Origin of the sequence: Bacteroides faecalis, assembly GCF_003865075.1 — a bacterium.
Classification (GTDB): Bacteria; Bacteroidota; Bacteroidia; order Bacteroidales; family Bacteroidaceae; genus Bacteroides; species Bacteroides faecalis.
In genome coordinates this window covers 75,773-99,896 of the sequence record NZ_BHWB01000011.1, presented here as the reverse complement: position 1 = coordinate 99,896, position 24,124 = coordinate 75,773, and the positions used below count along the sequence as shown (strand labels likewise).

Below are 24,124 nucleotides of genomic sequence, written 5' to 3'. Positions count from 1 at the left end.
AGAAAAAAGCTACTCTCGAACTTTGAATAAGAGAGTAGCTTCTTTTATTTAAAGAAATTATAAGTTACAAAATATCCAATGTTTTAAAAGCTTTTGTTAGCTTTTCTACTGCACTGTCAATTTGTTCTTTAGTATGTGTTGCCATTAATGCCACACGTACCAATGTGTCTTGTGGTGCACATGCCGGTGGAATCACCGGATTGATAAATACTCCTTCATCAAAAGCTAATTTAGTTACCATGAAAGTCTTGTCCGTATCACGTACATACAGAGGAATAATAGGAGATTCAGTAGCACCGATCTCAAAACCTGCTTCACGGAAACGCTTTAGTGCATAGTTAGTTGCTTCCCACAAAGCCTCAAGTCTTTCTGGTTCATTCTGGATGATGTGCAAAGCTTCCAAAGCTGCGGCAGTAGCAGCTGGAGTATTGGATGCACTGAAAATATAAGTACGTGCATTATGACGTAGCCAATTAATAATAGATTCATCAGCAGCAATGAATCCGCCAATAGAAGCTAACGACTTGCTAAAAGTACCCATAATAAGGTCTATTTCGTCTGTCAAACCGAAATGATCACAAACACCACGTCCTTGCTTTCCGAACACTCCTAAACCATGAGCTTCGTCCACCATGATTGTTGCGTTGTATTTATGCTTCAAGCGTACTATTTCGGGTAAATTTGCCAAATCACCTTCCATAGAGAACACACCATCGACTACAATCAGTTTAACAGAATCCGGATTACACTTTTGAAGTTGCTTTTCCAGATCTGCCATGTCATTATGTTTGTACTTTAATTGCTGTGAAAAAGAGAGACGACGACCATCTACGATAGATGCATGGTCACGATCATCACAGATAATATAATCGTTACGGTCTGTCAAACAAGAGATGACTCCGGAATTGACAGTGAAGCCTGTTGAAAAACAAAGAGCTTCATCTTTACCAACGAAAGCTGCGAGTTCTTTCTCTAACTGAACATGAAGGTCGAGTGTGCCATTCAGAAAACGTGAACCAGCACAACCGGAACCGTATTTATGCATGGCATTAATGCCTGCTTCAATTACTCTTTCATCTCCTGTAAGGCCAGTGTAAGCATTAGAACCGAACATTAAAACTTTGTGTCCGCCCATTTCTACTTCTGTTCCCTGTTTTCCTTCGATCTCACGGAAATATGGGTAAACGCCTTTTGCCATAAATTGTTGCGGCAAGTTGTACTTAGCTAACTTCTCTTGTAATAATCCCATGAATTAAATTTATTATGCTAATACTCAGACCATTCTCGATGGTCTCACATCCTTATTTCTTAACAAGTGTTTAAAACAGGGGGCAAAGATAACAAATTTTGTTTTTATCTGTTCTTTTTAAGAGAAAAAAGTTGCTCTTATGCGATTAGAAACCTCCAATAGATTAAAATTTAATATATTTGTATTACTTTTGTCGTCTACAATCGACAAAAATTAGCATGAACGAAAGAATGAAGAAAATAATATTCGTCGTTAATCCGATCTCAGGAACCCAGAGCAAAGAATTAATTCTTAGCTTATTGGATGAGAAAATAGACAAGACGAGATACACTTGGGAAGTAGTGTATACAAAAAGAGCCGGTCATGCAGTGCAAATAGCCGCTAAAGCCGCCGAAGAAAAAGCCGATATAGTAGTAGCCATCGGAGGGGATGGAACAATTAATGAAATAGCTCGTTCATTAGTCCATACAGACACTGCTTTAGGAATTATTCCATGTGGTTCTGGTAATGGGTTGGCACGACATCTGCATATACCATTAGAACCTAAAAAAGCATTAGATATACTAAATGAAGGTTGTTTGAATGTAATAGATTATGGCAAAATTAATAATACAGACTTTTTCTGTACTTGTGGAGTCGGGTTTGATGCTTTTGTAAGTCTGAAGTTTGCCCATGCTGGAAAACGTGGGTTATTGACTTATTTAGAAAAGACGCTGCAGGAAAGTCTTAAATATCAGCCAGAAACTTATGAATTAGAAACTGAAAATGGAGTAGCTAAATATAAAGCTTTTTTGATTGCCTGTGGAAATGCCTCGCAATATGGGAATAATGCATATATCGCTCCGCAAGCTATATTAACAGATGGGTTGTTGGATGTGACAATTCTTGAACCTTTCACTGTATTGGATGTACCTTCACTTGCTTTCCAATTATTTAATAAGACGATTGACCAGAATAGTCGTATCAAAACTTTTCGCTGTAAAAAGCTCTGCATCCGTCGTGCAACTCCAGGAGTAGTACATTTTGATGGAGACCCGATGGAAACCGGTGCAGAGGTGAATATCGAATTAATTCAGAGAGGTCTTCATGTTGTAGTTCCATATGTTGAAGAAAGAGATCCGGCAAATGTCCTTCAGAAAGCACAAGAATATGTAAATGGAGTAAAGTTGATGAATGAAGCGATCGTAGACAATATAACAGATAAGAACAAGAAAATATTTAAAAAACTGACCAAGAAAGGGTGAGAATTTTATCAATTACTAACTACTAATTACAAATTATTACGTACTTTTGCAGAGTTTTGGTCGATCCAGAATGTGAATGTGAATGATAATTGTTTAAATATTAAAATATATGTTCAGAACGCACACATGTGGAGAACTGAGAATCTCCGATGTTAATAAACAAATCACGCTGTCCGGATGGGTACAGCGTAGCCGTAAAATGGGAGGAATGACCTTTGTTGATCTACGTGATCGTTACGGCATCACCCAATTGGTATTTAATGAAGAAATTAACGCTGAACTTTGTGAACGTGCTAACAAGTTGGGACGTGAATTCGTTATTCAGGTCTCAGGTACAGTAAATGAACGTTTTAGCAAAAATGCAAATATTCCTACCGGAGACATTGAAGTCATTGTCACCACACTAAATGTTCTGAATACTGCATTGACTCCTCCATTTACTATTGAAGATAATACGGATGGAGGGGATGATATTCGCATGAAATACCGTTATTTGGATTTACGTCGTAATGCTGTTCGTTCTAATTTGGAATTACGTCATAAAATGACTATTGCAGTTCGTAAGTATCTGGATAGCTTAGGATTTATTGAAGTAGAAACTCCTGTATTAATTGGATCTACACCGGAAGGGGCACGTGACTTTGTAGTACCTTCTCGTATGAATTCTGGACAGTTTTATGCGCTTCCACAATCTCCTCAAACTTTGAAACAATTGTTGATGGTTTCCGGTTTTGATCGTTATTTCCAGATTGCAAAATGTTTTCGTGATGAAGATTTACGTGCCGACCGTCAGCCTGAGTTTACACAAATTGACTGTGAAATGAGTTTTGTAGAACAGGAAGATATAATTAGTACTTTTGAAGGTATGGCAAAACATCTGTTCAAGACTCTACGTGATGTTGAATTTACAGAACCATTCCAAAGAATGTCTTGGTCCGACGCAATGAAATATTATGGTAGTGATAAACCGGATTTGCGTTTTGGAATGAAATTTGTCGAACTGATGGATATTATGAAGGGGCATGGCTTTTCCGTATTCGATAATGCTGCTTATATTGGCGGTATTTGTGCAGAAGGTGCTGCATCTTATACACGTAAGCAATTGGACACTTTGACTGAATTTGTAAAGAAGCCCCAGATTGGTGCTAAGGGTTTAGTCTATGCACGTATAGAAGCAGACGGTACCGTAAAATCAAGCGTAGACAAGTTCTATACTCAAGCGGTTTTGCAGCAAATGAAAGAAGCATTCGGAGCTAAACCGGGTGATTTGATTCTAATTTTGTCAGGTGATGATATAATGAAGACGCGTAAACAGTTGAACGAGCTTCGTTTGGAAATGGGTTCTCAATTAGGATTACGTGACAAAAACAAGTTTACTTGTTTGTGGGTGGTTGATTTTCCAATGTTTGAATGGAGTGAAGAAGAAGGACGTTTGATGGCTATGCATCATCCATTCACTCATCCGAAAGAAGAAGATATTCCATTGTTGGATACAGATCCCGCTGCTGTACGTGCAGATGCTTACGATATGGTAGTAAACGGTGTAGAAGTAGGTGGTGGCTCAATTCGTATACACGATGCAAAATTACAAGCAAAAATGTTTGAAATACTAGGCTTCACTCCTGAAAAGGCTGAAGCGCAGTTTGGTTTTCTGATGAATGCTTTCAAGTATGGTGCTCCTCCTCATGGTGGTTTGGCCTATGGACTAGATCGTTGGGTATCTCTTTTCGCAGGTTTAGATTCTATCCGCGACTGTATAGCCTTTCCGAAAAATAATTCAGGACGCGACGTTATGTTAGATGCTCCGTCTGCTATTGACCAGTCCCAACTTGACGAATTAAATCTGATTGTTGAAACCAAAGAAAATAGTAAGTAAACGATGAGTAAATATCGTTATCTTTATAATACCACCCTGTCACTTATAAGCAATCTGTTATTAGTGATGGGGTGCTTTATTCTCTGTCGTATTATATTTTTAGCAGAAAATTGGAATGCTTTTTCCGATTTAACAGCACGAAGAATTTGGAGGATGTTCGAAGGTGGATTTCTTTTTGATACTTCTGCTATTTTGTATACTAATCTCCTGTATATTTTTCTAATGTTGATCCCTCTTCATTATAAGGAAAATATAATCTATCAGAAAATTACTAAAGGAATTTTTATTGTAACAAATTTAATCGTAATCATCATGAATCTGATGGATACGGTTTATTTCCAATATACACATCGGAGAACTACAGCATCTGTATTTAGCGAGTTTAAAAATGAAGGAAATCTAGGAGGTATTTTTGGAACGGAGTTATTAAATCATTGGTATCTGACACTGTTAGCTGTGGCTTTCGGCTATGCGTTATTTAAACTTTACTGCAAGCCTAGAGTAGTGAAAGTGAACCATCTACCTGTTTACTATACAGTTAACCTAATAATTTTAGGAGTGGCTGTTTATTTATGTATCGGTGGTATGCGTGGTGGGTTTACTGGTATGGTACGCCCCATTACAATCAGCAACGCCAATAAGTATGTAGACCGTCCCATAGAAACGGGAATCGTATTAAATACACCGTTTTCTATATATCGTACTTTGGGTAAGAAGCCATTTATGGTACCTCAATATTTTGATAAGGAAAAATTGGAAACATTATATTCTCCAATACATCTACCAAAGGATAGTGCCCAATTTCGTCCACTCAATGTAGTAGTCTTTATTTTGGAAAGTTTTGGTAAAGAAAACAGTGGTTTCTTAAATGAGGATTTAGACAATGGAACTTATAAAGGATATATGCCTTTCCTGGATTCCATCATGTCGGAAGGTTTGACTTTTAAGTATTCATTCTCTAATGGAATGAAGAGCATTGACGGTATGCCTTCTGTATTGTCAGGAATACCAATGTTTGTTGAGCCGTTTTTCTTGACTCCGGCTTCCTTGAATACAGTATCCAGCATAGGAGGGGAGTTAAAAAAGAAAGGTTATTATACTGCCTTTTTCCACGGTGCAGATAATGGTTCGATGGGGTTTGAAGCTTTTGCACGGACTGTTGGTTATACTAATTATTATGGACGTACTGAGTATAATGAAGCACATCCGGGGAACAAAGATTTTGATGGCCATTGGGGAATTTGGGACGAAAAGTTTTTTCAATTCTTTGCCAATACATTGTCTACTTTCCAACAACCTTTTGCTGCTGCTTTATTCAGTTTATCCTCTCATCATCCGTTTGCAGTGCCAACAGAATACGAAGGTGTTTTTCCAAAAGGGAATAAGGCAATTCGCCAATGTATTGGATATACTGACAATGCGTTGAAACTATTTTTTGAAAAAGTATCTAAAGAGCCATGGTATAAAAATACATTGTTTGTATTTACAGCCGATCATACCAACTCCCAAGAACGTCCTGAATATGAAACTGAAAGTGGTCTTTTCTCTGTCCCAATCGTTTTTTACCAACCGGGAACCGATTTGAAAGGATATCGGAAAGAAATGATTGCACAACAGATTGATATTATGCCTACTGTATTGGGATATTTAGGTTATGATAAGCCATATATTTCGTTTGGATGTGATTTATTGAATACTCAACCGGAGGATACTTATGCTGTAAACTATATCAATGGTATTTATCAATTTTTCAAAGGTGAGTATTTATTGCATTTTGATGGTCAGAAATCAATTGCCATGTATGCATTTAAAACTGATAAATTATTAAAGCATAATTTATTGGGAGAAGTTGCCGATCAGCAACAAATGGAAGATGAACTTAAAGCGATCATCCAACAATACATGACACGCATGAACAATGACGAATTGGTAATAAAATGAAAGAATCAATACGTATATTTCGTTTTATAGTAATTGGCACAATGAATGCTTTGATAATGGCATTAGTTGTATGGCTAATGATGGAAAGTCTATCATTCGAAGGGGATTATCTGGTTGCGAATATAACTGCGTATGTGATAGCTCAGCTTCATAATTTTATTTGGTGTAAATATTGGATATTCCCAACAGAAAAAAGAAAGAACAGCATTTGGAAACAAATACTGTTCTTCTGTTCTGCTTTCGGAGTAGCATACACTGCCCAATTTCTTTTTCTCATTCTTTTAGTAGAAGGATTGGATGTCAATGAATATCTTGCCCAATTTCTTGGTCTATTCATCTATGGAGGAGTAAACTTTATGGCCAATAAAAAGATAACTTTCAAATAAAAAGTATCTTTAGTCCAGAAAACGTTTTGTAAGCCCCTCGAATTCATCAATTCGACGATCACGTAGAAAAGGCCACCAACGACGGACATTCTCAGAACGTTCCATATCAATTTCAACAACCATATTTTCAGCATGATCATTGCCCGCTTGTGCTAAAAATTCTCCTTGCGGTCCTGCTACAAAACTATTTCCCCAAAATAAAATTCCATTGGTCTGCCCCGAAGGATCAGGTTCATGTCCTACACGATTGACTGAGATAACAGGAAGACCATTTGCAACGGCATGGGCACGTTGGGAAATAATCCACGCATTTAGTTGCCGAGCCTTTTCATCATCTGCATCACTACTTTCCCAACCAATAGCAGTAGGATAAATCAAAAGCTCAGCACCTTTCAAAGCCATCAAACGAGCTGCTTCGGGATACCATTGATCCCAGCACACCAATACTCCAAGTTTTCCTAATGAAGTTTGAATAGGTTTGAAACCTATATCACCCGGAGTAAAATAGAACTTTTCGTAATAGGCAGGATCATCCGGAATATGCATCTTACGATATTTTCCGGCGATACTACCATCGCGGTCAAATACTACAGCGGTATTATGATATAATCCCGGTGCCCGTCTTTCGAAAAGAGAAGTGACAAGAACAACTTTGTTGGCAGCAGCTAATTCTGAATAGAAACCTGTTGAAGGACCAGGAATAGGCTCAGCAAGGTCAAATAGGTTTGGATTTTCTGTCTGGCAAAAATAAAGAGAGTTGTGTAATTCCTGAAGTACAATCAGTTGTGCACCATGAATAGCACAGGCTTCTATACTTTTTGCCAAATTCATTAAATTGGCCTTTATATCCGCAGTATTGGATTGTTGAATTAATCCTACTTTTATTTTTCTCATATACAATTTTATTTGATGACTCCTAAGGGATATTGCATAGTGACACAATGTAGAGATCCATGCTGTTTGATGAGAGCACGACAATCTATTCCTATAATTTCGTGTTTGGGAAATGCCTGTTGTAACACTTCCCCCGCTTTATGATCATTTTCCGGCTGATCATATGTAGGATAAAGAATAACTTCATTCATGATCAGAAAGTTTGCATAAGTAGCTGGCAGACGTTCGCCATCTTCTTCTATTTTATTCACCATCGGCAATGCCAGCAACTTGTAAGGTTCACCAGCTAATGTACGGAAAGTTTTTAGTTGTTCCTCCATGTCATGAAGAGATTTATAATGCTCATCTTCGCTATTGTCACATTTTACGTATGCAATAGTATTTGGAGAACAAAAACGTGCCAATGTATCAATATGACTGTCCGTATCGTCACCGGCAAGATAGCCATGATCTAACCATAAGATTCTTTGCAAATGAAAGGTTGACTTCAAATATTCTTCAATTTCTACTTGGTTCAGTCGTTTATTTCTGTTGGGAGACAGTAAGCATTCTGAGGTAGTCAATAATGTTCCCATTCCATCACTTTCAATGGATCCTCCTTCTAATACAAAATCGAGGTGATTAACATAGCACCCTTTTAATGTCCCAGCTTCTAGAGCATGTCGAGTAATTTGGTTATCTAACCCAGATGCATATTTCAATCCCCATCCGTTAAAAGCAAAGTCTAGCAGGGAAGGATTACCCTCATCAATCATAGTGATCGCCCCATGATCCCGTGCCCATGTATCATTGGTTTCACATTTAAGAAAGCGGACGTTATCCATATTGACTGTTGCTTCAATCTGCTCTCTTACAGCCTCAGGTTCTGGAGTAACGATTAGTAAGATCTCACGTTTCGCGATTTCTTGAGCAATGTTTAAGAAACATTCTTGTACTTCATTCAACATGTATGCCCAATCAGTACCAGCATGAGGCCATGTTAGTTGAATACCACTTTGCTGATACCATTCAGCAGGTAGATGAGGTGCCCTTACCTCCACTTGTTCGGTAATAATCTTGCCAAAATTTAATTGTAAATCCTTCTCCGAACCACCGGAACGGGGGAGCCCAACAATGATTCCCATTCGTATGTTGTTATTTTATTATTTATTATTCTCTTGTTTAGGTTTCCGATCAAAGAACGGATTCTTAGACGATGCGCTTACTGGAATTGCCATAACCGTTTTACAGTCTTTCAACCAATTCAAACGTTGAGCAGCTAATCCTGCAGAAAACATGACACGAGTATCAACTCGCATATCGGCTGCTGTTGCACAAGCAGAACCTATTGCAATTCCTACATCGATACTATTTATGGTACAAGGAACTCCCTCTGTACGGCCGGTACAAGTTGTAAATCCGCAATATCCGCAATTTAGTCCTTGTGCTTGTTCACGTGTACCTACTAATATAACACATTCAGCGTTCAGGATGTTGTCAGCATCACGAAGAAAAAATTTCATCCCATGTTCTTCTACCATAGCTATCATAGTGTCTGACAGTTGTTTAATTTCTTCGTCGGTAATTAAAGCTACTTCAATAATATCAATACCCTTTCCTTTGGGAGCCGTACGGGCAGCAGTCATCATTTGGCGTGCAACCTGTAAAATATGCTCATGGCGGGCATCTCTTTCGTTTAGTATCATAACTCTATTGAATTAATTAGTGAGGCAAAGATAACGTTTTTCAAGAAAATACTACCTTTGCCGGAAAGAAAGAATTAAAAACGTCATGTTACATATTGACAATGCTTGTGTTGCTTTTGGATCAGAAGTTCTTTTTTCCAGATTTAATCTACATTTGGAAAAGGGAGAGACTGCCTGCATCGTTGGACAATCCGGCTGCGGAAAAACATCGATATTGAATGCAGTTATGGGATTTGTACCATTAAAGGAGGGTACTATCAAAGTGGGGGAAACATTGTTAGGTAAATCTACGATTGACATCATTCGTCGGCAAATTGCATGGATTCCTCAAGAACTGGCACTTCCTTTTGAATGGGTGAAAGAAATGGTAGCTTTACCCTTTGATTTAAAAGTAAATCGTTCTATTCCTTTTTCGGAAGAGCGATTGTTTGCTTGCTTTAGTGAGTTAGGATTGGAACATGAATTGTATTTTAAGAGAGTAAATGAAGTTTCGGGGGGACAACGACAGCGAATAATGCTGGCTGTTGCTGCAATGCTTAACAAGCCACTGATTATTATTGATGAACCTACTTCAGCGTTAGATGCTGACTCAACAGACAGAGTTTTAACCTTCTTTCGTCAGCAAGCGAAAAAAGGAGCCGCTGTACTAGCTGTATCACATGATAAAGATTTTGCTTCAGGTTGTCATTATGTAATAGAATTATAAAAAGAATTATTTGTGGGAACTATAGATATCACATATTTTAACTTATTTATAGGTTTGCTTCTGCTTGTCGTTCCTTTTTTTTATCTTTGGAAGTTCAAGACCGGATTACTAAAACCTGCAATGATAGGAACATTACGAATGATTATTCAATTGTTCTTTATTGGTATGTATCTGAAATATCTTTTTTTATGGAACAATCCCTGGATCAATTCTCTTTGGGTGATTATTATGATTTTTGTAGCAGGGCAAACAGCGTTGGTACGTACTCAATTAAAAAGAAAAATTTTACTTATTCCTCTTTCTGTAGGTTTTCTCTGTAGTGTTATACTCGTAGGAATATATTTTATAGGTATTGTACTCCAACTAAACAATGTTTTCAGTGCTCAATATTTTATTCCGATATCTGGAATCTTGATGGGAAATATGTTATCTAGTAATGTAATTGCACTTAATACCTATTACAGTGGACTGAAGCGCGAACAACAACTATACCGTTATTTATTAGGAAATGGAGCAACACCACAGGAAGCCCAAGCACCGTTCATCCGTCAGGCTATTATTAAATCATTTAGTCCTTTAATAGCAAATATTGCAGTAATGGGATTGGTAGCTCTTCCTGGAACCATGATAGGGCAGATATTGGGGGGAAGTAGTCCCAATGTAGCTATCAAATATCAGATGATGATTATGGTGATTACTTTTACTGCATCCATGCTTTCATTAATGATTACCATATCATTAGCATCACGTAGATCATTTGACGCATACGGAAAACTATTAGATGTAACAAAAGAACCAAGGAAATGACAATTATTGATCAGATTTTCCAGAAAGTAGCGGAAGTATCTATTCCAAAATTCTTCATTACAGTAGAATTTTCGACAGTGGGTAAAGAAATGCCGGAACATTTAGATGTATTCTTATGGGAGAAATATGAGTTAATCCTCCATGGAGCAAATGGACGGAAATTTATATATAGAGAAGGGGATTGGCGGATGATTCTCACTTTTTTCCCTACAGATCGTGTCGTAGATGAACATTATGCCTTAAAGAATAAGGTACAGATAAAAAAATAAGAAGAAATTCCCAGAATTCTTGAGCTCAATCTGATACAATAGCTCGTTAAACTTTCCATTTACTCTTATGTAGTAATCGCTGTAAATGCAATTTCCTCCCATATTCCTCGGCTTATTTCCGAGTCCGGTTTTCCGTATCCATATTTTCACTGTATTATAAGTGATGAACAGAAGTATTAATAGATTAGTTCTTCTTCTCCTATAACAACTTTATTTTCTTTAATAGTAAAGTTGTTTTTATCAATTGCAATCTATAAACAGAACTTGCATTTATATAAATGCAAGTTCTGTTTATATAAACGAAAGTTCCATTTATACAAATGCAACTTCTGTTTATAATTTATTCCTAGTAAAGAATAATTTCTCTATCAGCGGAAAAGAAGTTAGGTCTTATAGAATAGAAAGTTTGTTATTAATGAAATGGATGTTTACTATTAATAAGGAGCTAAAAGTTATCCGTCATCCATAAAACGAAGAGGATACAAGCAGGAACCGGCAAAGGTGATAGGTGATAGATGAGGTGATAGATAAAATAACAACCTATCACCACTCGAAAGTACGATCAACAAGGAGTTCCCGAAGGTCGGTGATAGGTTGATAGAGAAATCGATATTTTATCTTAGGAGAAAGAAATCAAATAATATTCGCATGAATTCTTCTAATAATTGCTTTGCTGTAACGATTTTGACATACATCAATGTCATTCTTAGTCTCTTTTTTTATCTTTGCAAAAAATAAATTGTAATATAATAAAGCTATGAAAATTAATCATATCGCTCTATGGACTAATCAATTAGAAGAGCTTCGTGAATTCTATACTAAATATTTCGATGGTTGTACAAACGAAAAATATACAAATCCTCAAAAAGGTTTTGAATCCTATTTTATGCGCTTTGAAGAAGAAGGTGCCGCATTAGAAATAATGCGGAAGATAAATATTACTGAGCCGGATAGCATATTACATATTGGGTTGGCACATTTTTCTTTTTCTGTAGGTAGTAAAGAAGCTGTTATAGAATTTATAGAACGCTTCCGTAAAGATGGATATACCATTGCAAGCGAACCCCGTACTACAGGGGATGGCTTTTTTGAAGGAAGTATTCTTGATCCGGACAATAACTTAGTGGAAATTACCATTTAGTATACTACTGCATTATCTTTTTTTGTCTATCTCCCCATAGACAACGAAGTTGAACTATTTGCTCTCCAGTTTTTATATAACCACCTTCAAACATTATTTGGGGTACCTTGAATTTAGCAAGATAATGACGTACGTACTTATTTACACCTGGTGTTTGCTCTTTAACAAATTCCAAGAGATCAACTTTACCGTCTTCGTGAATAGACACTTTTGCTTTGACTGTGCGAAAAGCATATTCTTTGGCATATTTATATTCCGCTTTATCAATCCAAAAGATAGCTGTCACTTTTATAGTATCGTCTAAAGCAGTTTCTGCGTTGTTGGTATTTTCAATAATACCCTCGTTAAGACTTTCTTTTTGCTTTAACTGGCAGGAAACAATCAAAAAGATCATGAAAGAGAAAGCTAGAATTGTTTTCATTGTGTTCAATTATTAAAGATATGCGACGAATTTACTAAAAAATCGATAACAAAAAGCATTCTTTCTTCTTTTTTCCCTATATTTGCATCCAAATTTTCTACAAGTAATGAAAATTAAAGAAATAGTATGCGCCCTTGAACAATTCGCGCCTCTGCCATTGCAAGATGGATTCGATAATGCCGGCTTGCAAATAGGATTGACAGATGCGGAAGCTGCAGGGGCTTTGTTGTGTCTTGACGTTACTGAAGCTGTGTTAGATGAAGCGATTGCGTTAGGATATAATCTTGTGATTTCGCATCATCCGCTTATTTTTAAAGGATATAAATCCATAACTGGGAAGGATTATGTTGAACGTTGTATTTTGAAAGCGATAAAGAACGATATCGTTATCTATTCGGCACACACTAATCTTGATAATGCCCAAGGCGGAGTAAACTTTAAAATAGCTGAGAAAATTGGCTTGAAGAACATACGTATTCTTGAGCCTAGAGAAAACTGTCTGATGAAGTTGGTAACTTTCGTGCCTTTCGCACAAGCTGATGTTGTCAGACAAGCATTGTTTTCCGTAGGTTGTGGAAATGTAGGTAACTATGATTCATGTAGTTACAATCTGAATGGAGAAGGTACATTTCGTGCAAAAGAAGGAACGCATCCTTTCTGTGGCACTATTGGAGAGTTGCATAGGGAAGGAGAAGTGCGAATAGAAACAATCTTGCCTTCATTTAAGAAGGCAGAAGCAATAAAGGCTTTATTGATGGCTCATCCATATGAGGAACCAGTTTTTGATTTGTATCCACTACAGAATGATTGGAAGCAAGCTGGGGCCGGAGTTGTAGGTGAGTTGGAACGGGCTGAAACAGAACTTGATTTTTTAAAACGTATCAAGAAAACATTTGAAGTAGGTTGTCTTCGTCATAATAAGCTGACAGGTAGAGAAGTACGGAAGGTTGCACTGTGTGGAGGAGCGGGAGCATTTTTATTGTCTCAAGCTATTCATTCAGGTGCTGATGTATTTATCACAGGCGAAATTAAATATCATGACTATTTTGGTCACGAGGGAAACATTCTTATGGCAGAAATAGGTCATTATGAGAGCGAACAATATACAAAAGAAATTTTTTATTCCATAATCCGGGATTTATTTCCTAATTTTGCACTCCAATTGAGTAAAGTAAATACGAATCCCATAAAATATTTATAGTAAAATGGCTAGAGAAGCAAAAAAAGAACCAAGTGAATTGACAGTAGAGCAGAAACTTAAAACTCTGTTCCAACTTCAAACAATGTTATCTAAAATTGATGAAATCAAAACTTTGAGAGGTGAGCTTCCGTTGGAAGTGCAAGACTTGGAAGATGAAATTGAAGGTTTGAGTACTCGTATTGAGAAAATCAAAGCAGAGGTAGATGAACTGAAAAGTGCAATTGCAGGCAAAAGAGTGGAGATTGAAACAGCAAAAGCTTCAGTAGAAAAATATAAATCACAACAAGACAATGTCCGCAACAATCGTGAATATGACTTTCTAACAAAAGAAATTGAATTCCAAACTTTGGAAATAGAACTCTGTGAGAAGAGAATCAAGGAATTCACTGCTGAAAGAGAAGAAAAGGAAGCAGAAGTTGCGAAGAACGAACATATTCTTGAAGAAAGACAAAAGGATCTTGAAGAGAAAAAAGGTGAACTTGATGAAATCATTTCTGAAACAAAACAAGAAGAAGAAAAACTGAGAGATAAAGCTAAAGATTTGGAAACTAAGATCGAACCACGTCTATTACAGTCATTCAAACGTATCCGTAAGAACTCTCGTAATGGATTAGGTATTGTATATGTACAGCGTGACGCTTGTGGGGGGTGTTTTAATAAGATTCCGCCTCAGAGACAGTTGGATATCCGTTCTCGCAAGAAAGTAATCGTTTGTGAGTATTGTGGACGTATTATGATTGATCCGGAATTGGCAGGAGTACAAGCTGAGCATAAGGCAGCTGAAGAAGCTCCGGTTACTACAACCAAGAGAGCTATCAGAAGGAAATCAGCTGAGTAAAGTACCGTATTTGATGAAATTTTTCAAAGCCTCGCAACCTGCGAGGCTTTTTTTGTATCCTTTTCTTAACATTTCCGAAATAAACAAAGCAAACCGACAATTGTTATCATTTCATTTCATAAAAACCTGAACTGAATATGAATAAACGAGTGTGGAGCATATCACTCCTTTTGTTTCTCTCAACTGTAACAGCTTTTGCACAAACTGCAAATCGCTATTTGAATGCCCCTCTTCCCAACGAATGGGAAGAAAGTGGAGAGGTATTTCAACAAATACTCCCTGTAGATGATCATTGGTGGAAATCTTTTCAAGACACAAAACTTGATTCCCTTATTGCAGTGGCGGTAGATCGTAATTATTCCGTAGCTATGGCAATTGACCGTATTGCTGCTGCACGTGCTAATCTTTGGATGGAACGTGGAAATTTTTTTCCTTCTATTGCTCTAAATGCCGGATGGACAAGACAGGAAACTAGTGGAAACACCTCTACTTTACCTCAATCGACAGATCATTATTATGATGCTTCTCTCAGTATGAGTTGGGAAGTCGATGTTTTTGGTAGTATCCGTAAACGTGTAAAAGCGCAAAAAGAAAATTTTGCTGCTAGCAAGGAAGAGTATACAGGAGTTATGATTTCTTTAGCAGCCGAAGTTGCTTCTTCTTATATTAATTTACGCGAATTGCAACAGGAACTTGAGGTAGTTAAAAAGAACAGTGCTTCCCAAGAAGAAGTTCTAAAAATAACGGAAGTGCGATTTAATACCGGACTTGTAGCAAAATTGGATGTAGCACAAGCAAAGTCTGTTTTGTATAGTACCAAAGCTTCAATTCCACAATTGGAAGCAGGAATTAATCAATATATTACATCATTAGCAGTCTTGCTGGGTATGTATCCTCAGGATGTCCGTCCAATCTTGGAACCTGTAGGCAAATTACCCGACTATATGGAACCGATAGGAATAGGTATGCCTATAGATTTATTAATGCGAAGACCTGATGTAAGAAGTGCAGAACGAACTGTAAATGCACAAGCAGCATTATTGGGAGCCTCCAAATCTGATTGGTTACCAAAGGTTTTTTTAAAAGGCTCATTTGGCTATGCTGCACGTGATTTAACTGATTTAATGAAAAGTAAAAGCATGACTTACGAAATTGCTCCGGCATTAAGTTGGACAATCTTTAGCGGAGGACAATTAGTAAATGCTACCAGATTAGCGAAAGCACAATTGGACGAGTCAATTAACCAGTTCAACCAAACAGTATTGACAGCAGTACAGGAAGCGGATAATGCCATGAATTCTTATAAAAGCTCTATCAAACAGATTGTAGCATTACGAGAAGTACGAAATCAAGGTATTGAAACATTAAAATTATCATTAGATCTTTATAAACAGGGACTTTCTCCTTTTCAGAATGTGCTTGATGCACAACGTTCTTTATTATCATACGAGAATCAGTTGGTTCAAGCTCAGGGAAGTTCATTGCTACAATTGATAGCACTTTATAAAGCCTTAGGAGGTGGTTGGAGAGAATAAAAGAATCTTTATAAATAAAATATAACCTAACAGATATGAAAAAACTAATGTATATCTTTCTTATATTGCCGATATTGATCGGTTGTAAGGAGAAAAAGAGTGTAGGATCAATGGGAGGGATGCCAACTCCGGCTGTCAGTGTAGCGAAACCAATCGTGAAGGATATTACTTTGACAAAAAATTATCCTGGTTATTTAACAACGGAAAAAACAGTAAACCTTGTAGCCAGAGTAAATGGTACGTTACAATCTATTTCATATTCTCCGGGAGGAAGGGTGAAACAAGGACAGTTATTATTTGTCATAGAACCAACATTGTATAAAGATAAAGTGGCTCAGGCAGAAGCTGAACTTAATACAGCTCAGGCTCAATTGGAATATGCCCGTAATAATTATAGCCGTATGAAAGAAGCAGTCAAAAGTGACGCAGTGAGTCAAATACAAGTTCTTCAAGCAGAATCATCTGTAGCAGAGGGAGTTGCAGCAGTAAATAATGCAGAAGCTGCCTTGAGCACTGCTCGTACAAATTTAGGATATTGCTATGTTCATGCTCCGTTTAACGGAACAATTAGTAAAGCGAGCGTAGACGTAGGAAGCTACGTAGGAGGCGCATTACAACCTGTCACTTTAGCTACTATCTATAAAGATAATCAGATGTACGCCTATTTTAATGTTGCCGACAATCAATGGTTGGATATATCAATGAATAATCAGTCATCGGAACGAAATCTTCCACAGAAAATAATAGTTCAGTTGGGGAAAGAAGGTACAGAATCTTATCCGGCTACTCTGGATTATTTATCTCCGAATGTGGATTTGAATACAGGAACATTAATAGTTCGTGCCAATTTTGACAATCCTCAGGGAGTACTGAAAAGTGGATTATATGTCAGTATAACCCTGCCTTATAAAGAAGCTAAAAACGCGATTTTAGTAAATGAAGCTTCGATTGGTACCGATCAGTTAGGCAAGTTCTTATATGCTGTTAATGATTCGAATATTGTACATTATCGACATATTGAGGTTGGACAATTAATTAATGATACGCTACGGCAAGTTTTGGGAGGTTTCTCACCTCAGGAACGTTATGTTACTGAAGCTCTGATGAAGGTTAGGGATGGCATGAAGATAAAGGCAATTTCCAATTCGCTCCCAGAAAAAGGGAAATAAGGATAGCCTTGTTAATCATAATTATTCCTTCAAGGGTTATTAATGAATTATATATTAACAGAAGTGACTTAAAACTTCCCCTTTTCATGAAAGGGCTGTAAAAAGGCTTCGTAAACTCATAATAATATGTTCTCTAAATTTTTCATAAACCGACCGATTTTTGCTACTGTACTTGCATTGCTCATTGTAGTAGCTGGTCTGGTTACTCTAAATATATTGCCTGTGGCACAGTTCCCAGACATTACACCACCTACAGTACAGGTATCTGCAGTTTATCCCGGAGCAAATGCTGAAACGGTAGCTCAAACGGTGGGGCTTCCGATAGAGCAACAAGTTAATGGAGTGGATGGAATGCTTTATATGTCTTCCAATTCTTCTTCTTCGGGAGCTTACTCATTGACTATTACGTTTGCCGTTGGTACAGATATCGATATGGCAACCGTACAAGTACAGAACCGAGTAAGTGTGGCTCAATCATCTTTGCCCGAACCTGTTGTTGTCCAAGGGGTAACCGTACAGAAGCAATCCTCAAATATCGTTATGTTTTTAACGATGACTTCTCAAGATTCTCTTTATAACAGTTTATATCTTACCAATTATGCGAAATTGAATCTGGTAGATCAATTATCTCGTGTCCCTGGTGTTGGAGCTGTCAATGTAATGGGAGCTGGGGACTATTCAATGCGTATATGGCTTGATCCCGAAGCCATGCGAATCCGGAACATCTCACCAGAACAGGTTTATCAAGCCATTCAATCTCAAAATGTTGAAGTATCTGCCGGCTACATTGGTCAGCCGATCGGAGAGGATAATAAGAATGCTTTTCAGTATACGCTGAATGTGCAAGGAAGACTTAGCTCTCCCGAACAATTCGGCAATATTATTATTCGTCGAGAAAAGGAGGGAGCAATACTTCGATTGAAGGATGTAGCTCGTATTGATTTAGGTTCTGCATCTTACAGTGTAGTATCACGACTAAAAGGAAGACCTACAGCAGCTATTGCTATTTATCAACAACCGGGTTCCAATTCATTGGACGTATCTAAAGGAGTAAAGGCTAAAATGGAAGAATTGGCAGAAAATTTTCCAACAAGCGTATCTTATAATGTAACGTTGGACACAACAGATGTTATCCATGCTTCTATAGATGAAGTAATGGTTACATTTTTGGAAACAACTTTATTAGTAATACTTGTTATTTTCTTGTTTTTACAGAATTGGAGAGCAGTGATTATTCCATGTATTACTATTCCTGTTTCATTGATTGGTACACTAGCTGTCATGGCTGCATTTGGTTTCTCTATTAATACGCTAACATTATTTGGATTGATATTAGCGGTTGCCATTGTGGTAGATGACGCCATTGTGGTAGTTGAAAACTCTTCGAGATTGTTAGAAACAGGACAATATTCACCACGTGAGGCTGTTGCGAGAGCAATGGGAGAGATTACCGGACCTATTGTCGGAGTAGTATTAGTGTTGCTTGCCGTTTTTATTCCAACAATGTTGATTAGTGGTATCTCTGGTCAGTTATACAAGCAATTTGCACTAACAATTGCTGCTTCCACTGTATTAAGTGGTTTTAATTCACTGACATTAACCCCGGCTCTCTGTGCTTTATTTCTCGAAAAGAGTAAACCTTCCAACTTCTTTATATATAAAGGATTCAATAAAGCTTATGATAAAACTCAGGGTGCATATGATAGAATCGTTAAATGGTTACTTGAACGACCAGGTATAGCTCTTTTATCATATGCTGTTCTGACCATTATATCTGTTTTACTCTTCATACGTTGGCCATCTACTTTTATTCCGGATGAAGATGACGGGTATTTCATTGCTGTTGTTCAACTTCCACCAGCTGCAAGTCTGGAACGTACACAAGCTGTTGGGAATAAGATTAATGCAATATTAAATTCATATCCGGAAGTAGAAAATTACATTGGTATTTCAGGTTTTTCTATTATGGGAGGTGGAGAACAAAGTAATTCGGCTACATATTTCGTAATATTGAAGAATTGGAGTGAAAGAAAGGGAAAAGATCACACTGCAACAGCGGTAGTCAATCGTTTCAATGGTGAAGCATATATGACGATACAGGCAGCAGAAGTGTTTGCTATGGTCCCTCCGGCTATTCCCGGATTAGGTGCATCTGGAGGTTTACAACTTCAATTGGAAGACCGGAAGAATCTGGGACCAACTGAAATGCAACAGGGTATTAATACCTTGCTGGCTTCTTACCATTCCAAACCAGCCTTAGCTTCTGTTTCCAGTCAGTATCAAGCAAATGTACCACAATATTTTCTAAATATAGATCGTGATAAAGTACAATTCATGGGGATTGCCTTGAATGAAGTCTTTTCTACGTTGGGTTATTATATGGGAGCAGCTTATGTGAATGACTTTGTGGAATTCGGGCATATTTACCAGGTTAAAATAGAAGCTCGTGACCAAGCACAAAGAGTTATTGATGATGTATTGAAATTAAGTGTGCCCAACGCGACAGGAGAGATGGTACCATTTTCTTCTTTTACCAAAGTAGAGGAACAATTGGGACAAGATCAGATTAACCGGTATAATATGTATTCTACTGCTACTTTGACTTGTAATGTAGCTCCTGGAAGTAGTTCTGGACAAGCGATTCAAGAAATGGAGGCTCTATTTAAAGAACAGTTAGGTAATGAGTTCGGTTATGAATGGACTTCAGTTGCTTATCAGGAAACACAAGCAGGGAATACCACAACAATTGTCTTAGTAATGGCATTAATTGTTGCATTCTTGGTTTTAGCCGCTCAATATGAGAGTTGGACAAGTCCAATAGCAGCTGTCATCGGATTACCTGTTGCCTTACTAGGTGCTATGATAGGTTGTTCGATTATGGGCACTCCAGTTAGCGTCTATACTCAAATTGGTATTATCTTGCTTGTAGCACTTTCAGCAAAAAATGGTATATTAATTGTTGAATTTGCCCGCGATTTTCGTGCCGAAGGTAACTCTATTCGTGAGGCTGCATATGAAGCTGGACATATCCGGTTGCGTCCAATATTAATGACTTCATTTGCCTTTGTATTAGGAGTAATGCCATTGCTTTTCGCTACAGGAGCAGGTGCTCAAAGTCGTATTGCATTGGGGGCTGCTGTTGTATTCGGTATGGCTATGAATACTTTACTCGCCACTATTTATATTCCTAATTTCTACGAATTAATGCAGAAATTGCAGGAGAAATTCAGCAAGAAAAAGGATCAATAATATACTGACACTATCCAGTCTGGATGGTGTCAGTATATAGTTGGGATGATGACACTATAAAAGCAGTATAGCGTCATCATCTTTTTTAAAAGGAATATCATAGTAAATTATAGTCAGGAATATCTCTAAGAAAGGTATAACTCTGTTGTTCGTAATCCATCTGACAACAATAATGTTGCATCCCGTTACTAACAATCAGATAATCTACTTTCAGTACCATATTATATCGTGTAATTTGGTTAAATACAGCTTGTGTTATCTCAATGTGTGGAGCTTTGTATTCAACAATCATTCGGGCAGATAGATCTCGCCGAAACAACACTGTATCACAACGTTTCGTAGTGCCGTTTAGCTTGACCATTACTTCATTAGCCAAAAGTGCAGTCGGATATCCTTTATGTGCAATAAGAAAATGAACGAAGTGTTGTCGTACCCATTCTTCCGGAGTAAGAGCGACATATCGTTTACGAATCACATCAAAAATTACATTTTTTCCGTTTCGTACATTTATTTTAGTGTCGAATGCTGGTAGGTTTAACGATAACATTTATTATTTTTGTAAGTTAAATAATGGTTTCCATCATTGGAGCCACAAATTTAATAGATAATTATGAAAACAAAAGAAGAAATCGTAGCTAATTGGCTACCCCGTTACACAAAACGTAACCTGGAGGATTTTGGAGAGTATATTCTACTGACTAATTTCAACAAGTATGTAGAAATTTTTGCAAACTTGTTTAATGTTCCCATTTTAGGCAGAGATGCTAATATGATTTCTGCCAGTGCTGAAGGTATCACAATGATCAATTTCGGAATGGGAAGCCCTAATGCTGCTATTATTATGGATTTATTAGGTGCTATTCGCCCAAAAGCTTGTCTCTTTTTGGGGAAATGTGGGGGCATTGATAAAAAAAATCAGATTGGTGATTTAATTCTTCCTATTGCTGCTATTCGTGGCGAAGGAACTTCCAATGACTATTTTCCACCTGAAGTGCCAGCTTTACCAGCATTTATGTTACAACGTGCCGTTTCATCAGCTATCCGAGACTATGCCCGCGACTATTGGACAGGGACTGTATATACTACCAACCGACGTATCTGGGAACATGACGATACTTTCAAAGATTATTTGAAGAAAACTCGTGCAATGGCAGTCGATATGGAAACAGCTACATTATTCAGTTGTGGTTTTGCTAATCATATACCTACTGGTGCATTATTATTAGTGTCCGATCAACCAATGACTCCGGATGGAGTAAAAACAGATAAAAGTGATAATATAGTTACCAAAAATTATGTAGAAGAACATGTTGAGATTGGCATCGCTTCTCTTCGTATGATTATTGATGAAAAGAAAACTGTAAAACACTTGAAATATGACTGGTAACCAGCCTTTCTAAAGTGAATATATTATATGGCAAAGCAAGAATTGACGTGTGATGACATTCTTAGGGAGTTAAAGGCCCAACAATATCGTCCGATTTATTATTTAATGGGGGAAGAATCGTATTATATCGACGTGATTGCCGATTATATTACAGATAACGTATTGAACGAAACGGAAAAGGAGTTTAACCTAACTGTTGTATATGGATCGGATGTAGATGTAGCTACTATAATTAATGCTGCAAAACGCTATCCGATGATGTCTGAACATCAAGTAGTAGTAGTGAAAGAGGCACAAGCTGTCCGTAATATGGAAGAGTTGTCATATTATCTTCAGAAGCCACTACATTCTACAATCCTAGTGATATGCCATAAACATGGCACATTAGATCGTAGAAAAAAACTGGCTGCAGAAGTTGAAAAAGTAGGCATTTTGTTTGAATCTAAAAAGATTAAAGATGCACAGTTACCTGTCTTTATTTCTTCGTATATGAAACGAAAAGGAATAGACATGGAACCTAAAGCAACTGCCATGCTTGCTGATTTTGTGGGTTCAGATTTAAGCCGTTTGACAGGAGAATTAGACAAGTTGATAATAACATTGCCCATAGGACAAAAACGCGTAACTCCTGAGCAAATTGAAAAGAATATAGGTATCAGCAAAGACTATAATAATTTTGAATTGCGGAGTGCTCTTATAGAAAAAGATATTCTTAAAGCAAATAAGATAATAAAATATTTTGAGGAAAATCCGAAAACTAATCCTATTCAAATGACTTTATCTCTGCTGTTTAGCTTCTATTCCAATCTAATGTTAGCTTATTATGCACCAGATAAAACAGAGCAGGGAATTGCAAATATGTTAGGTTTAAAAACTCCATGGCAAGCTCGAGATTATATGGCTGCAATGCGGAAATATAGTGGAGTAAAAACCATGCAAATAGTTGGTGAAATACGGTATGCTGATGCAAAATCAAAAGGAGTCCAAAATAGTTTAATGACAGACGGGGATATTCTTCGTGAACTAGTGTTTAAGATTTTACACTAAAAAATAATATTATTATTATAAAATAAGGTCTATACTTTTACTATAATTATATAGAGTGTAGACCTTATTTTTTATATTTTAAATTCTACTTCTTATTTTTGATGAAATTTCTTCTTTTTTAGATGAAAAACTTTACAAAATAGTGATTATCAATTTATGATTTTCAATATACATATAACAATGGTAGACTCGAATTTTTTATCCTTGTCTAAATCTATTTTTGAGTATTTTAAAGTCTATTTTCTCTTCTATTCGAAACCACACTTTTTTAGAAAAATAAACAATCTACTTATTTTATATAGAGTACAGATCTGATTGAAATATTTTTGATATAATTAATATATGAGAAAAAACTCTCCTAATATCTCTTTTGATATTTGTCATTTTGATAGTTTATTCAGTATTATGATTGATTATGGTACTATTTTTCTAGTTTGATTAAATTAAAATAGATAGAATATGTATATAAAATATTGAATATCAGAGTATTATTACAAAAATAAATCCTCTAGAATTTAAAAATTATAAAGATTCGATGAAAAGGCTGGAAATATTGCAAGGATTTACCTATTTCAGAGTGAATGTAATAGAAATATAGTAGAAATTCCAAAAGACATTAGTAAATATAGAATTCTTTCATTGATTTTATTGCAATTGCAACTTTCCATATTTACTGATGTATTCCCAATAGTTCACTTATGTATTATTTACACATGTGATCAATATACAATAATACACATTGTCTAATGTATATACATTAGTACAAAGGCAAATTTACAGATGTTATTTGTACGATAGAAATGTAGTAGGAGAGGGATTAACATTTTTGTCGTGAACTATTAATATGTTATTTATTAATATGTTATCCCATTTATATAAAGAAGAAGTATAAAATAGGTTTTATGTTATTATGTATATTTGTGAATTAAGACATTCTGTCAACAATGTTATCAATTATATCATTAATAATCAATATATTATAATATTTTATTAAACTAAAAATAAGTAATAGGTTAACGCTAATATAGCCTTATATACAAAAGTATAATTCACCATTATACAAACTTTATACATCTGTA

At 36.6% G+C, this 24,124-nt stretch carries 21 protein-coding genes; 15 read left to right on the top strand and 6 right to left on the bottom strand.

Annotated elements, in window-relative coordinates:
* Positions 1-64: 64 nt before the first annotated feature.
* Positions 65-1,249 carry a serine palmitoyltransferase gene (gene spt / locus EJF25_RS17165; protein ID WP_125042097.1) on the bottom strand — a complete coding sequence of 395 codons (1,185 nt, stop codon included), beginning with the start codon at positions 1,247-1,249 and terminating at the stop codon, positions 65-67.
* 218 nt (positions 1,250-1,467) lie between these two features.
* On the opposite strand from spt, the gene EJF25_RS17160 reads away from it, so the two are divergent.
* The 4 genes from EJF25_RS17160 (at position 1,468) to EJF25_RS17145 (ending at position 6,696) form a co-directional block, all read left to right on the top strand.
* Positions 1,468-2,493: a diacylglycerol/lipid kinase family protein gene (locus EJF25_RS17160; RefSeq protein WP_200832934.1), complete on the top strand. Its 1,026-nt coding sequence runs from the start codon at positions 1,468-1,470 to the stop codon at positions 2,491-2,493.
* A gap of 109 nt (positions 2,494-2,602) precedes the next feature.
* Positions 2,603-4,369 carry an aspartate--tRNA ligase gene (gene aspS, locus EJF25_RS17155; protein WP_125042095.1) on the top strand — a complete coding sequence of 589 codons (1,767 nt, stop codon included), beginning with the start codon at positions 2,603-2,605 and terminating at the stop codon, positions 4,367-4,369.
* A 3-nt stretch (positions 4,370-4,372) separates the two neighbouring features.
* Positions 4,373-6,310, top strand: coding sequence for an LTA synthase family protein (locus tag EJF25_RS17150; RefSeq protein WP_200832933.1), 1,938 nt, complete (start codon positions 4,373-4,375; stop codon positions 6,308-6,310).
* Positions 6,307-6,696 carry a GtrA family protein gene (locus EJF25_RS17145; protein WP_125042094.1) on the top strand — a complete coding sequence of 130 codons (390 nt, stop codon included), beginning with the start codon at positions 6,307-6,309 and terminating at the stop codon, positions 6,694-6,696. Before EJF25_RS17150 ends, EJF25_RS17145 begins: the two co-directional genes overlap by 4 nt.
* A 9-nt stretch (positions 6,697-6,705) precedes the next feature.
* On the opposite strand, the gene EJF25_RS17140 is transcribed toward EJF25_RS17145, so the two are convergent.
* From EJF25_RS17140 to EJF25_RS17130, 3 genes are read right to left on the bottom strand one after another with little or no spacing between them, the layout of a single operon-like run.
* Positions 6,706-7,590 (bottom strand): carbon-nitrogen hydrolase, encoded by an 885-nt coding sequence (locus EJF25_RS17140; RefSeq protein WP_125042093.1) that lies wholly within the window; start codon positions 7,588-7,590, stop codon positions 6,706-6,708.
* 8 nt (positions 7,591-7,598) lie between these two features.
* The gene (locus tag EJF25_RS17135; RefSeq protein WP_125042092.1) at positions 7,599-8,714 is read right to left on the bottom strand and encodes an agmatine deiminase family protein; all 1,116 of its coding nucleotides are present in this window, start codon (positions 8,712-8,714) and stop codon (positions 7,599-7,601) included.
* Between the two features lie 18 nt (positions 8,715-8,732).
* Complete coding sequence (locus EJF25_RS17130; protein WP_125042091.1) at positions 8,733-9,275, bottom strand: ferredoxin domain-containing protein; 543 nt, start codon at positions 9,273-9,275, stop codon at positions 8,733-8,735.
* An 85-nt stretch (positions 9,276-9,360) separates the two neighbouring features.
* Here EJF25_RS17130 and EJF25_RS17125 point away from each other — a divergent pair, with 85 nt between their 5' ends.
* The 4 genes from EJF25_RS17125 to EJF25_RS17105 all read left to right on the top strand — a co-directional run bounded on the left by EJF25_RS17125 (position 9,361) and on the right by EJF25_RS17105 (position 12,198).
* Positions 9,361-9,981 carry an ABC transporter ATP-binding protein gene (locus EJF25_RS17125; RefSeq protein ID WP_125042090.1) on the top strand — a complete coding sequence of 207 codons (621 nt, stop codon included), beginning with the start codon at positions 9,361-9,363 and terminating at the stop codon, positions 9,979-9,981.
* Positions 9,982-9,993: 12 nt separating this feature from the next.
* A complete protein-coding gene (locus tag EJF25_RS17120) occupies positions 9,994-10,788 on the top strand; it encodes an ABC transporter permease (protein WP_125042089.1) in 795 nt (264 codons plus the stop codon).
* On the top strand, positions 10,785-11,057 hold the full coding sequence (locus tag EJF25_RS17115; RefSeq protein ID WP_125042088.1) for a hypothetical protein: 273 nt from the start codon (positions 10,785-10,787) through the stop codon (positions 11,055-11,057). Before EJF25_RS17120 ends, EJF25_RS17115 begins: the two co-directional genes overlap by 4 nt.
* A gap of 757 nt (positions 11,058-11,814) precedes the next feature.
* Entirely contained in the window at positions 11,815-12,198 is a 384-nt protein-coding gene (locus EJF25_RS17105) for a VOC family protein (protein ID WP_125042086.1), read from the top strand.
* A 4-nt stretch (positions 12,199-12,202) separates the two neighbouring features.
* On the opposite strand, the gene EJF25_RS17100 is transcribed toward EJF25_RS17105, so the two are convergent.
* A complete protein-coding gene (locus EJF25_RS17100; RefSeq protein ID WP_125042085.1) occupies positions 12,203-12,619 on the bottom strand; it encodes a DUF4891 domain-containing protein in 417 nt (138 codons plus the stop codon).
* Between the two features lie 106 nt (positions 12,620-12,725).
* On the opposite strand from EJF25_RS17100, the gene EJF25_RS17095 reads away from it, so the two are divergent.
* From EJF25_RS17095 to EJF25_RS17075, 5 genes are all read left to right on the top strand, one after another.
* Positions 12,726-13,820 (top strand): Nif3-like dinuclear metal center hexameric protein, encoded by a 1,095-nt coding sequence (locus EJF25_RS17095; protein ID WP_125042084.1) that lies wholly within the window; start codon positions 12,726-12,728, stop codon positions 13,818-13,820.
* Positions 13,821-13,824: 4 nt separating this feature from the next.
* Positions 13,825-14,658, top strand: coding sequence for a zinc ribbon domain-containing protein (locus EJF25_RS17090; protein WP_125042083.1), 834 nt, complete (start codon positions 13,825-13,827; stop codon positions 14,656-14,658).
* A gap of 137 nt (positions 14,659-14,795) precedes the next feature.
* Positions 14,796-16,193, top strand: a complete 1,398-nt coding sequence (locus EJF25_RS17085; protein ID WP_125042082.1) for an efflux transporter outer membrane subunit — start codon at positions 14,796-14,798, stop codon at positions 16,191-16,193.
* A 35-nt stretch (positions 16,194-16,228) separates the two neighbouring features.
* The gene (locus EJF25_RS17080) at positions 16,229-17,362 is read left to right on the top strand and encodes an efflux RND transporter periplasmic adaptor subunit (protein WP_200832932.1); all 1,134 of its coding nucleotides are present in this window, start codon (positions 16,229-16,231) and stop codon (positions 17,360-17,362) included.
* Between the two features lie 126 nt (positions 17,363-17,488).
* Positions 17,489-20,611 carry an efflux RND transporter permease subunit gene (locus tag EJF25_RS17075; RefSeq protein ID WP_125042081.1) on the top strand — a complete coding sequence of 1,041 codons (3,123 nt, stop codon included), beginning with the start codon at positions 17,489-17,491 and terminating at the stop codon, positions 20,609-20,611.
* Positions 20,612-20,708: 97 nt separating this feature from the next.
* Here the strand turns inward: EJF25_RS17075 and EJF25_RS17070 are convergent, their stop codons facing one another.
* Positions 20,709-21,158 carry a type I restriction enzyme HsdR N-terminal domain-containing protein gene (locus EJF25_RS17070; RefSeq protein WP_125042080.1) on the bottom strand — a complete coding sequence of 150 codons (450 nt, stop codon included), beginning with the start codon at positions 21,156-21,158 and terminating at the stop codon, positions 20,709-20,711.
* Positions 21,159-21,221: 63 nt separating this feature from the next.
* Between EJF25_RS17070 and EJF25_RS17065 the strand changes: the two genes are divergently transcribed.
* Positions 21,222-21,998, top strand: coding sequence for an AMP nucleosidase (locus tag EJF25_RS17065; RefSeq protein ID WP_125042079.1), 777 nt, complete (start codon positions 21,222-21,224; stop codon positions 21,996-21,998).
* Positions 21,999-22,025: 27 nt separating this feature from the next.
* The gene (holA, locus tag EJF25_RS17060; protein ID WP_125042078.1) at positions 22,026-23,045 is read left to right on the top strand and encodes a DNA polymerase III subunit delta; all 1,020 of its coding nucleotides are present in this window, start codon (positions 22,026-22,028) and stop codon (positions 23,043-23,045) included.
* The last annotated feature ends 1,079 nt before the right edge of the window (positions 23,046-24,124 follow it).

Coding starts and splice junctions, on each gene's coding strand:
- EJF25_RS17105 (WP_125042086.1), top strand. CDS start 11,815: ATGAAAATTAATCATATCGCTCTATGGACTAATCAATTAGAAGAGCTT.
- EJF25_RS17115 (WP_125042088.1), top strand. CDS start 10,785: ATGACAATTATTGATCAGATTTTCCAGAAAGTAGCGGAAGTATCTATT.
- EJF25_RS17140 (WP_125042093.1), bottom strand. CDS start 7,590: ATGAGAAAAATAAAAGTAGGATTAATTCAACAATCCAATACTGCGGAT.
- EJF25_RS17085 (WP_125042082.1), top strand. CDS start 14,796: ATGAATAAACGAGTGTGGAGCATATCACTCCTTTTGTTTCTCTCAACT.
- EJF25_RS17090 (WP_125042083.1), top strand. CDS start 13,825: ATGGCTAGAGAAGCAAAAAAAGAACCAAGTGAATTGACAGTAGAGCAG.
- aspS (WP_125042095.1), top strand. CDS start 2,603: ATGTTCAGAACGCACACATGTGGAGAACTGAGAATCTCCGATGTTAAT.
- EJF25_RS17080 (WP_200832932.1), top strand. CDS start 16,229: ATGAAAAAACTAATGTATATCTTTCTTATATTGCCGATATTGATCGGT.
- EJF25_RS17150 (WP_200832933.1), top strand. CDS start 4,373: ATGAGTAAATATCGTTATCTTTATAATACCACCCTGTCACTTATAAGC.
- EJF25_RS17160 (WP_200832934.1), top strand. CDS start 1,468: ATGAACGAAAGAATGAAGAAAATAATATTCGTCGTTAATCCGATCTCA.
- EJF25_RS17130 (WP_125042091.1), bottom strand. CDS start 9,275: ATGATACTAAACGAAAGAGATGCCCGCCATGAGCATATTTTACAGGTT.
- EJF25_RS17075 (WP_125042081.1), top strand. CDS start 17,489: ATGTTCTCTAAATTTTTCATAAACCGACCGATTTTTGCTACTGTACTT.
- EJF25_RS17070 (WP_125042080.1), bottom strand. CDS start 21,158: ATGTTATCGTTAAACCTACCAGCATTCGACACTAAAATAAATGTACGA.
- EJF25_RS17135 (WP_125042092.1), bottom strand. CDS start 8,714: ATGGGAATCATTGTTGGGCTCCCCCGTTCCGGTGGTTCGGAGAAGGAT.
- EJF25_RS17065 (WP_125042079.1), top strand. CDS start 21,222: ATGAAAACAAAAGAAGAAATCGTAGCTAATTGGCTACCCCGTTACACA.
- spt (WP_125042097.1), bottom strand. CDS start 1,249: ATGGGATTATTACAAGAGAAGTTAGCTAAGTACAACTTGCCGCAACAA.
- EJF25_RS17095 (WP_125042084.1), top strand. CDS start 12,726: ATGAAAATTAAAGAAATAGTATGCGCCCTTGAACAATTCGCGCCTCTG.
- EJF25_RS17145 (WP_125042094.1), top strand. CDS start 6,307: ATGAAAGAATCAATACGTATATTTCGTTTTATAGTAATTGGCACAATG.
- EJF25_RS17100 (WP_125042085.1), bottom strand. CDS start 12,619: ATGAAAACAATTCTAGCTTTCTCTTTCATGATCTTTTTGATTGTTTCC.
- holA (WP_125042078.1), top strand. CDS start 22,026: ATGGCAAAGCAAGAATTGACGTGTGATGACATTCTTAGGGAGTTAAAG.
- EJF25_RS17125 (WP_125042090.1), top strand. CDS start 9,361: ATGTTACATATTGACAATGCTTGTGTTGCTTTTGGATCAGAAGTTCTT.